Raw genomic sequence first — 9,702 nt, forward strand, 5'->3', positions numbered from 1 at the left:
CGCGTTCGCGTCTGCGCGCTAGCCGGCCAGGCAGGACGGGCCGAGCAGCACCTTGAGGTCGCCGAAGAGCGCCGGGTCGGGCTGGACCCGGTGCTTGTCGAGGCGCAGCACGGTGGTGGTGCGCGGCCCCTGGAGCTTGATCCGCACCTCGGTGTTGCCCTTGTGGTGGCGCAGGATCTCCCCCAGACGGGTCACCATCGGCGGGGTGACCTTGACGGTCGGGATGGTGAGGACGACCGGGGCGTTGGTCCCGGCGGAGGTCAGGTCGGGGACCATCATCTCCATGGCGACCAGGCGGGGGACGTCCTCGCGCTTGTCGAGGCGGCCCTTGACGAAGACGACGGTGTCCTCGACCAGCTGGGTGGAGACGAGCTGGTAGGTGGCCGGGAAGAACATGCACTCGATGGAGCCGGCGAGGTCCTCGACGGTGGCGATGGCCCAGGCGTTGCCCTGCTTGGTCATCTTGCGCTGGAGGCCGGAGATGATGCCGCCGATGGTGACGACGGCGCCGTCGGAGTGCTCGCCGCCGGTGAGCTGGGAGATTCCGGCGTCGGTCTTGTCGGAGAGCACGTGCTCCAGGCCGAAGAGCGGGTGGTCGGAGACGTAGAGGCCGAGCATCTCGCGCTCCTGGGCGAGCAGGTAGGACTTCTCCCACTCGATGTCGGAGAACTCGACGTCGAGGCCGAATCCCGGCTCGTCGCTCGCGCCCTCGTCGCCCATTCCGCCGAACAGGTCGAACTGTCCCTCGGCTTCCTTGCGCTTGACCGCGACGACGTTGTCGATCATCGGTTCGTGGTGCGCGACCAGGCCCTTGCGGGTGTGGCCCATCTCGTCGAAGGCGCCGGCCTTGATCAGCGACTCGATGGTCCGCTTGTTGCAGACGACGGCTTCGACCTTGTCCAGGAAGTCGGGGAAGGTGGAGTACTTCCCCTTGGCCTTCCTGGTCTTGATGATCGACTCGACGACGTTCTGGCCGACGTTGCGGACCGCGGTGAGGCCGAAGAGGATCACGTCGTCGCCCTGGGCGGCGAAGTTCGGCTCCGACTCGTTGACGTTCGGCGGGAGCACCTTGATGCCCATCCGGCGGCACTCGTTCAGGTAGATCGCGGACTTGTCCTTGTCGTCCTTGACCGAGGTGAGCAGGCCGGCCATGTACTCGGCCGGGAAGTTCGCCTTGAGGTAGGCGGTCCAGTAGGAGACCAGGCCGTACGCGGCCGAGTGGGCCTTGTTGAAGGCGTAGCCGGCGAAGGGGACCAGTACGTCCCACAGGGCCTGGATGGCCTTGTCGTTGTAGCCGTTCTTCCGGGCGCCCTCCTGGAAGATGGTGAAGTTCTTCGCCAGCTCCTCGGGCTTCTTCTTGCCCATCACGCGGCGCAGGATGTCGGCCTCGCCGAGCGAGTACCCGGCGATGATCTGGGCGGCCTTCTGCACCTGCTCCTGGTAGACGATCAGGCCGTAGGTGACCGCGAGCACCTCTTCGAGGGGCTTCTCCAGATCCGGGTGGATCGGGGTGATCTCCTGCTGCTTGTTCTTTCGCAGGGCGTAGTTCGTGTGCGAGTTCATGCCCATCGGGCCCGGCCGGTACAGGGCGGACACGGCGGAGATGTCTTCGAAGTTGTCGGGCTTCATCAGGCGCAGCAGGGAGCGCATGGGCCCGCCGTCGAACTGGAAGACGCCGAGGGTGTCACCGCGGCCGAGCAGTTCGAAGGTCTTGGGGTCGTCGAGCGGGAGGGCCAGGAGATCGATGTCGATCCCCTTGTTGGCCTTCACCATCTTGACGGCGTCGTCCATGATCGTGAGGTTGCGCAGGCCGAGGAAGTCCATCTTCAGCAGGCCGAGCGACTCGCAGCTCGGGTAGTCCCACTGGGTGATGGTGACGCCGTCGGAGTGGCGGACCCAGACCGGCACGTGGTCGGTGATCGTCTCGCTGGACATGATGACGCCGGCGGCGTGCACGCCCATCTGGCGGACCAGGCCCTCCACGCCGCGCGCGGTGTCGATGACCTTCTTGACGTCCGGCTCGTTCTCGTACATCCCGCGGATCTCGCCGGCCTCGCCGTAGCGCGGGTGCTGCGGGTCGAGGATGCCGGAGAGCGGGATGCCCTTGCCGAGGACGTCGGCGGGCATGGCCTTGGTGAGCCGGTCGCCCATGGCGTACGGGTAGCCCAGGACCCGGGCGGAGTCCTTGATCGCGTTCTTGGCCTTGATGGTGCCGTAGGTGCCGATCATGGCGACCTTGTCGGCGCCGTACTTCTCGGTCACGTACCGGATCACCTCGACGCGCCTGCGCTCGTCGAAGTCGATGTCGACATCGGGCATGGAGACGCGCTCGGGGTTCAGGAAGCGCTCGAAGATCAGACCGTGGGTGAGGGGGTCGAGGTCGGTGATGCCCATGGCGTACGCGACGATCGAGCCGGCCGCGGAGCCTCGGCCGGGGCCCACAGCGATGCCCTGGTTCTTGGCCCACATGATGAAGTCGGCGACCACGAGGAAGTAGCCGGGGAAGCCCATCGAGATGATCGTGTCCATCTCGTACTCGGCCTGCTTCATCCGGTCGTCCGGGATGCCCGCGGGGTAGCGGCGGTGCATGCCGCGCATGGTCTCCTCGCGGAACCAGGTGACCTCGGTGTAGCCGTCCGGGATGTCGAACTTCGGCATCAGGTTCCGGAACTTGAACATGCCCTCGGTGTCGATCTGGTCCGCGACCAGCCTCGTGTTGGCGCAGCCCTCCTGCCAGGCGTCCGAGGAGTCGATGGCGTACATCTCGTCCGTGGACTTCAGGTAGTAGCCGGTGCCGTCGAAGCGGAAGCGGTCGGGGTCCGAGAGGTTCTTGCCGGTCTGGATGCACAGCAGGGCGTCGTGGGCGCCGGCCTCGCTCGCGTAGGTGTAGTGCGAGTCGTTGGTCACCAGGGGCGGGATGCCGAGCTTCTTGCCGATATCCAGCAGGCCGTCGCGGACCCGGCGCTCGATCTCGATGCCGTGGTCCATCAGCTCCAGGAAGTACCGGTCCTTGCCGAAGATGTCCTGGTACTCGGAGGCGGCCTTCAGGGCCTCGTCGAACTGGCCGAGGCGCAGCCGGGTCTGCAGCTCGCCGGAGGGGCAGCCGGTGGAGGCGATCAGGCCCTCCGACCACTTGGAGATCGTCTCCTTGTCCATGCGCGGCCACTTGGTGAGCCAGCCCTCGGCGTAGGCGTCGGACGACAGCCGGAAGAGGTTGTTCAGGCCGGTGGCGTTCGCCGCCCAGATCGTCTTGTGGGTGTAACCGCCGGAGCCGGAGACGTCGTCCCGCTTCTGGTGCGGCTGGCCCCACTGGATGCGCCGCTTGTTGCGCCGGGACTCCGGGGCGACGTACGCCTCGATGCCGATGATCGGGGTCACACCGGCCTTCTTCGCGGTGTGGAAGAAGTCATAGGCGCCGTGCAGGTTGCCGTGGTCGGACATGGCGATGTGCGTCATGCCCATCTCGTTGCACGCGTTGAACATGTCCTTCAGCCGCGCGGCACCGTCCAGCAGGGAGTACTGGGTGTGGACGTGCAGGTGCGTGAACGGCGGCTTGGTCACGGTGGGGGTCCTCCGGTGGGGAGAGAGGGGCGGCAGCTACGAATCCTACGTCTCCCGGGTGACACATCCGGGGCACCGACGGGTACCTTCATCCGTTGCAGAGCCAAGGACGCCTGTCCGCAGCGCCCGATCAAAAGCGCCGATCCACCGCACCACCAGGAGGCATCCGCCATGGCGGTTACCGAGACGACCGACGAGCAGCGCGCCGAGCAGATCCTCGATGTTTTCGATACCGCCTTCGGCGAGCTGCTCGCCGCCGACCCCGCTGCCTTCCAGGTCAAATTCCGCAAGATGGCGGCCTCCGCGTTCGCCTTCTACCGGGGCACGGCCTGCCTCTTCTACGCGGACCTGGAGCGCGACCGGCACGGCGGCCCGTATCTGGACGAGCGCACCGGGCGGGTGTGGATCCACGGCGATCTGCACGCCGAGAACTTCGGCACCTACATGGACTCCAACGGCCGGCTGATCTTCAACGTCAACGACTTCGACGAGGCCTACGTCGGCCCCTTCACCTGGGACCTGAAGCGGTTCGCCGCCTCCGTCGCCCTGATCGGCTACACCAAGGCGCTCAGCGACGAGCAGATCAGCGAGCTGGTGCGGACCTACGCCGGCGCCTACCGGGAGCGGATCCATCGCCTGGCCACCGGGGCCAAGCTGGAGGAGGTGCTCTCCTTCACCCTGGACACCGCCGAGGGCCCGCTGCTGGACGCCCTGCGCTCGGCCCGCTCGCGCACCCGCTTCTCGCTGCTGGACTCGATGACGGAGATACGGGACTTCGAGCGCCGCTTCGCGCCCGGCGCGGGGACGATCGAGCTGGACGCGGCCACCCGCTACAAGGTGCTGGCCGCCTTCGACGGGTACCTGGAGACCCTGCCCGACGAGTCGCTGGTGCGGCCGGACTCCTACCGGGTCAAGGACGTGGTGGGACGCCGGGGCGTCGGGATCGGCTCGGCCGGCCTGCCCTCGTACAACATCCTGCTGGAGGGGCACAGCGACGCTCTGGAGAACGACGTCGTGATCTACCTCAAGCAGGCGCAGACCCCGGCGGTGTCCCGGCACATCACCGAGCGGGCGGTGCGGGACTACTTCCAGCACGAGGGGCACCGCACGGTGATCTCCCAGCGGGCCCTCCAGGCGCACGCCGACCCGTGGCTGGGCTGGACGGAGCTGGACGGGGCCGGTCAGCTGGTCGCCGAGGTCTCCCCGTACGCGGTGGACCTGGACTGGTCGGACCTGGACGACCCGCAGGAGATAGCGGCCGTCGTGGCGGACCTGGGCCGGGCCACGGCGACCATGCACGGAGCCGCCGACGCGGACGAGAGCGGGCAGACCCTGGTGCCCTTCTCGACGGAGCGGGCCATCGACGCGGCCATCGCCGCCGATGAGGAGGGCTTCGCGGACCTGCTGGTGGACTTCGCCCACGCCTACGGGGCCCGGGCCCGCGCCGACCACCAGATCTTCGTGGACCTCTTCCGCAACGGCCGGATCATGCCTTAGGTCCCTGGTCCGCCGGGACCCAGGACCCGGTTTCACAGGGACACATGGCAGACTCGCCGCGATGGACATATCAGGGGCAGGACCGAGGGCGCTGCGGGCCGCGCTGTTCAGCGCGCTCGTCGTGCTGCTCTCGGCCGGCTCGCACGTCCTCATGTCCCGGGTACCGCTGCCTCCCCTGCTGGTGGGCGGCGCCTTCGCCGCCGTGTTCGTGATCGCCTACGCGCTCGCGGGCCGCGAGCGGGGCCTCGGCCCCATCGCCGGCCTGCTCGTGCCGCTGGAGCTGGCGGCCGACACCGTCTTCACCGCCGGCCAGCACGTCTGCTACGGCCCGGCGGGCGGTCCCGTATCGGGTCCGCTGCGCGCGCTCGGGCTGGAGGAGCTGTGCGGCGGCACGCCGGTGGGCGGCCCGCTGGCCGAGGTGGCCGGGCCCGTCGCCGATCCGGCGGCGCTGCTGGCGGCGCCCGGGCCGTGGACGCCGTGGCTGCTGCTGGGCGGGCACGTCTGCGTCGGGCTGCTGGCCGCGGTGTGGCTGCGGCACGGCGAGCGCGCGCTGGGGCAGCTGGTGCGCGCGGTGGCCGCCTTCGCCTTCCGTCCGCTGCTGCTGGTCGCGGCCTCGGCCGCGGCGGCCTGCGGTCCGGCGCGGCGGGTGCCGCGGCCGGTACGTCCGGGCGCGGGGGCCCGTACCCGCTTCCCCGTGCACTCCGTGGGACGGCGGGGACCTCCCGTACGCGGCGCGCTCGCGAGCGCCTGACGTACACGGCAGTCCCCCCTTTCACCCGAGTCACACCCCACGGAGAACACCATGAGCGCACGCAACAGCCAGGCGAACAAGGCGGCGGCCCGCGAGCGGCTGCGCGCCGAGCGCGAGCAGCAGGCCAAGAAGGCCCGCGTCCGCCGCCAGATATTCGTGGCCGGCGGCGTCGCCGCGACCCTCGCCCTGGCCGGCGGCGTCGGCTACCTGGTCGTGCAGGCGAACCAGCCCGACGAGTGGGACAAGGCCGCCGACTCGAAGCTGGTCCAGCCGAAGAACACCACCGGCGACAACGGCACGACCGTCGTCATCGGCAAGGCGGAGGCCAAGAAGACCCTGGAGCTCTACGAGGACTCGCGCTGCCCGGTCTGCGCGACCTTCGAGCAGACGAACGGCCCGCAGATCAAGAAGGACCTCGACGCGGGCAAGTACAAGATCCAGTTCATCGGCGCCACCTTCCTCGACAAGGGCTTCGGCGGCTCCGGTTCGAAGAACGCCCTGAGCGCTCTGGGCGCGGCGCTGAACGTCAGCCCGGACGCGTTCCTGGAGTACAAGACGGCCCTCTACTCCGCGACGAACCACCCGGAGGAGAAGGACGACAAGTTCGGCAAGGACGACTACCTGCTGAAGATCGCGGACCAGGTGCCGGCGCTCAAGGACAACGCCGAGTTCAAGAAGGCCGTCGAGGAGGGCACTTACAACCGCTGGGCGCTCGAAATGTCGAAGGTCTTCGACAAGAGCGGCGTCCAGGGCACCCCGACGCTGAAGATGGACGGCAAGAAGATCGACCCGATCCCGCAGTCGGCCGAGCAGTTCACGGCGGCGGTCGACAAGGCCATCGCCGGCTGACCCCCCTCCCCTTCCGCGGACAGGCGGGCGAACTCTCAGAGTTCGCCCGCCTGTTGCCTTCCCAGGGCTGTACTGGCACATATACCGATCAGTAATATGACCGCCCGTGACCAGTCATCTCTCTTCTTCTGCCGCCTCGTCGGCACCGCGCCGCCGTACGGTCGTCAAGGCCGCGGCGGCCACGGCCGCGCTCGCCCCGATCGTCGCGCTGGGCTCCACCACCGCCCGCGCCGCCGAGAGCGCCCCCGCCTTCCTGCACGGCGTCGCCTCCGGCGACCCGCTGCCCGACGGCATCCTGCTCTGGACCCGCGTCACCCCCACCGCCGAGGCCGTACCCGGCTCCGGCAAGGGCGCGGCCACCACGGTGACCTGGGAGATCGCCGAGGACAAGGGCTTCTCCCGGATCGTCGCCGGCGGCTCCGTGACCTCCTCCGCCGCCTCCGACCACACGGTCAAGGCCGATGTGCGCGGCCTGCGGCCGCAGACGGCGTACTGGTACCGCTTCACCGCGGGCACCACCGTCTCCCCGGTCGGGCGCACCCGCACCGCCCCGGCCGCCGAGGCCACGACCCCCGGGGTCCGCTTCGGCGTGGTCTCCTGCGCCAACTGGGAGTCGGGCTACTTCTCCGCGTACCGCCACCTGGCCGCGCGCGGCGACCTGGACGCGATCCTGCACCTCGGCGACTACATCTACGAGTACCAGACCGGGGGTTACCCCGAGGACAAGTACGTCGTGCGCCGCCACGAGCCGGCGCACGAGATCCTCACCCTGGCCGACTACCGCACCCGGCACGGCAAGTACAAGACGGACGCCGACCTCCAGGCCCTGCACCTGGCGCACCCGATGATCGCGATCTGGGACGACCACGAGATAGCCAACGACGCCTGGTCCGGCGGCGCCGAGAACCACACGCCGGGCACCGAGGGCGACTTCGCGGTCCGCGCGGCGGCCGCCCGCCAGGCGTACTTCGAGTGGATGCCGGTCCGCACCTCCACCGAGGGCACCGTCTACCGGCGGCTGCGCTTCGGCACCCTCGCCGACCTGCACCTGCTGGACCTGCGCAGCTTCCGCTCGCAGCAGGTCGGAATCGGCAGCGGCAAGGTGGACGACCCGGAGCGCACCCTCACCGGGCGCGCCCAGCTGGACTGGCTGAAGGCCGGTCTGGCGGGCTCTCAGGCGACCTGGAAGCTGGTCGGCACCTCGGTGATGATCTCCCCGGTGGCCTTCGGCTCGCTGCCTGCGCACCTGCTGGAGCCGCTCGCGGAGCTGCTCGGCCTGCCCACGGGCGGTATCGCGATCAACGTGGACCAGTGGGACGGGTACACGGACGACCGCAAGGAGCTGCTCGGCCACCTGACGGACCGCGGCGTCCGCAACACCGTCTTCCTGACCGGGGACATCCACATGGCGTGGGCGAACGACGTCCCGGTGACGGCGGCCACCTACCCGTGGTCGCGGTCCGCGGGCGTGGAGTTCGTGGTGACGTCGGTGACCTCCGACAACATCGACGACATGCTGCACGTCCCGGCGGACACGGCCTCTCTGGTGGCCGAAACGGCGCTCAAGGCGGCCAACCGGCACGTGAAGTGGCTGGACATGGACTCCCACGGCTACGGCGTGCTGGACGTGACGGCCGAGCGCTCGCAGATGGACTACTACGTCGTGTCCGACAAGCGCCGACAGGACGCCACGGCCCGCTGGGAGCGCTCGTACCGGACGCTGAACGGCTCGCAGAAGGTGGAGCGGGCCGACCAGCCGGTTCGCTGACCCACCGTCAAATTTGCGGTTTGATGGGGCGCTTGGTTCAGACCAGGCGCCCCATTGGCATCAGAAGCAACAAATCTTTTACGTACGACCCTTGACCTGTTTATGACATGCGCACGTAAGCTTCGCGCCAGCTGAGGAGATCCCTCCAGCCATTCCCCCACTCGCGAGGAGCACACGTGCGCGCTCTTGCCCGCATATCCCCCCTTCTTCGCCGCCGCCTGATGGGTACGGCCGTCCTGGCCGGAACCCTGGCCTTCACCCCCCTCGCCGCCCCCACCACCCTCGCCGCCGCCAAGACCGGCGCCGAGGTGTGCGCCGAGGAGGCCACCGGCGCGGCCAACGCCCGCGTGGCGCGCCCGAAGGACCAGCACGCGGCCGAGCCCAACGAGGTCACCGAGGCCCAGACCAAGGCCATGGACGCCGACCTCAAGGCGAAGTTGGACCAGGCCTCGAAGCAGCAGCGCAGCCTGCGCGCCGCCGAGGCCGTCACGAGCATTCCCGTGTACTTCCACGTCATCCACTCCGGTACGACCGGAAAGCTGACGTCCACCGACATCAGCAAGCAGCTGGCGGTCCTCAACGCGGCCTACGGCGGCCAGGGCACCGGCAACGTCAACACGAACTACCAGTTCACCCTGGCGGGGACCGACTACACGGACAACGCCTCCTGGTACAACCTGGCGTCCGGCTCCACGGCCGAGAAGAACATGAAGACCGCGCTGCGCAAGGGCGGCGCGAACGCGCTGAACTTCTACACCGCGAACCTGTCCGGCGGGCTGCTCGGCTGGGCCACCTTCCCCAGCTCCTACGCCTCCCAGCCGAACATGGACGGCGTCGTCGTCCTCGACTCCTCGCTGCCCGGCGGCTCCTCCGCCAACTACAACGAGGGCGACACCGCGACCCACGAGGTCGGCCACTGGATGGGGCTCTACCACACCTTCCAGGGCGGCTGTAACGGCAGCGGCGACTCCGTCTCGGACACCCCGGCCGAGAAGAGCGCGGCCTTCGAGTGCCCGACCGGCCGTGACAGCTGCGCCAGCAAGGCGGGCGTCGACCCGATCCACAACTTCATGGACTACACGTACGACGCCTGCATGTACCAGTTCACCGCCGGCCAGGTGGCCCGCATGAACAGCTCCTGGACCGCCTACCGCGGCTGACCCGCGAGAGCCGGAAACGGCGGGGGCGCGGCCCGCCCCGGGGGGAGGACGGCGCGGCCCCGCCCCCCCCCCCGGCCGCGCCCCGGGCCCGAGTGGCCGGCCCCCAGGCGGCAGGG

Annotated in this window: 6 protein-coding genes; 5 read left to right on the forward strand and 1 reads right to left on the reverse strand. The window is 69.3% G+C overall.

From position 1 onward, the window contains the following. Nucleotides 1–18 precede the first annotated feature (18 nt). The gene (gene dnaE, locus AB0M99_RS24695) at nucleotides 19–3,561 is read right to left on the reverse strand and encodes a DNA polymerase III subunit alpha (protein ID WP_365923892.1); all 3,543 of its coding nucleotides are present in this window, start codon (nucleotides 3,559–3,561) and stop codon (nucleotides 19–21) included. 171 nt (nucleotides 3,562–3,732) lie between these two features. Between dnaE and AB0M99_RS24700 the strand changes: the two genes are divergently transcribed. The 5 genes from AB0M99_RS24700 to AB0M99_RS24720 all read left to right on the forward strand — a co-directional run bounded on the left by AB0M99_RS24700 (nucleotide 3,733) and on the right by AB0M99_RS24720 (nucleotide 9,586). Further along, nucleotides 3,733–5,058, forward strand: coding sequence for a DUF2252 domain-containing protein (locus tag AB0M99_RS24700; protein ID WP_365923894.1), 1,326 nt, complete (start codon nucleotides 3,733–3,735; stop codon nucleotides 5,056–5,058). Nucleotides 5,059–5,119: 61 nt separating this feature from the next. Beyond that, on the forward strand, nucleotides 5,120–5,809 hold the full coding sequence (locus tag AB0M99_RS24705) for a hypothetical protein (protein ID WP_365923896.1): 690 nt from the start codon (nucleotides 5,120–5,122) through the stop codon (nucleotides 5,807–5,809). A 51-nt stretch (nucleotides 5,810–5,860) separates the two neighbouring features. After that, entirely contained in the window at nucleotides 5,861–6,658 is a 798-nt protein-coding gene (locus AB0M99_RS24710) for a DsbA family protein (RefSeq protein ID WP_365923898.1), read from the forward strand. A 106-nt stretch (nucleotides 6,659–6,764) separates the two neighbouring features. Next, nucleotides 6,765–8,426, forward strand: a complete 1,662-nt coding sequence (locus AB0M99_RS24715) for an alkaline phosphatase D family protein (RefSeq protein ID WP_365923900.1) — start codon at nucleotides 6,765–6,767, stop codon at nucleotides 8,424–8,426. A 221-nt stretch (nucleotides 8,427–8,647) separates the two neighbouring features. Further along, complete coding sequence (locus AB0M99_RS24720; protein ID WP_365923914.1) at nucleotides 8,648–9,586, forward strand: zinc metalloprotease; 939 nt, start codon at nucleotides 8,648–8,650, stop codon at nucleotides 9,584–9,586. Nucleotides 9,587–9,702 lie beyond the last annotated feature (116 nt).

Origin of the sequence: Streptomyces sp. NPDC051183, assembly GCF_040682455.1 — a bacterium.
Lineage (GTDB): Bacteria > Actinomycetota > Actinomycetes > Streptomycetales > Streptomycetaceae > Streptomyces.

Bases quoted from the DNA above. Each gene is read 5' to 3' on its own strand.
- AB0M99_RS24700 (WP_365923894.1), top strand. From the start codon at position 3,733: ATGGCGGTTACCGAGACGACCGACGAGCAGCGCGCCGAGCAGATCCTC.
- AB0M99_RS24705 (WP_365923896.1), top strand. From the start codon at position 5,120: ATGGACATATCAGGGGCAGGACCGAGGGCGCTGCGGGCCGCGCTGTTC.
- AB0M99_RS24710 (WP_365923898.1), top strand. From the start codon at position 5,861: ATGAGCGCACGCAACAGCCAGGCGAACAAGGCGGCGGCCCGCGAGCGG.
- AB0M99_RS24720 (WP_365923914.1), top strand. From the start codon at position 8,648: ATGGGTACGGCCGTCCTGGCCGGAACCCTGGCCTTCACCCCCCTCGCC.